Consider the following 569-nt stretch of genomic DNA (forward strand, 5'->3'; position numbering starts at 1 on the left):
GCCGAGGTGGCCGACGTTCCGCCTGGGGTCGTGACCCTGACGTCAGCCACGCCGGTCCCCGCCGGCGAGGTCGCCGTGATCGATGTCGCCGAATTGAAGGTAAAGCCGGCCGCCGCCGTGGCACCGAACGTCACGGCTGTGACGCCGGTGAAATTGGTGCCGGTGATGGTCACCGACGTGCCGCCGGCCGTCGGACCTGCGGTCGGCGAGATCGAGGTGACGGTGGGGGCGGCGATAAAGGTGAACTGGTCCGCAGCAGAGGTGGCCGACGTGCCGCCGGTGGTCGTCACCCTGATGTCAACCGTGCCGGTGCCGGCCGGCGATGTGGCGGTGATCTGGGTGGCCGAATTGACCGTGAAGCCGGTCGCCGGCGTTGCGCCGAAGTTCACGGCCGTTGCACCGGAGAGGTTGGTGCCGGTGATGGTGACGGTGGTGCCGCCCGCACCTGGCCCCGACGTCGGTGAGATCGAGGTGACGGTTGGTGCGGGCACGTAAGTGAACTGGTCGGCCGCCGAGGTTGCCGATGTCCCGCCGGCAGTCGTCACCGTAATATCGACCGTGCCCGTGCC

At 69.1% G+C, this 569-nt stretch carries 1 protein-coding gene; it reads right to left on the reverse strand.

Going from position 1 to position 569, the window contains the following annotated elements:
- The coding region (locus tag CO669_RS34810; protein ID WP_349627028.1) for an IPT/TIG domain-containing protein at window positions 1–545 on the reverse strand (545 nt) is incomplete at its 3' end.
- Between the last annotated feature and the right edge of the window lie 24 nt (window positions 546–569).

This window comes from Bradyrhizobium sp. Y36, assembly GCF_002531575.1.
Classification (GTDB): Bacteria; Pseudomonadota; Alphaproteobacteria; order Rhizobiales; family Xanthobacteraceae; genus Bradyrhizobium.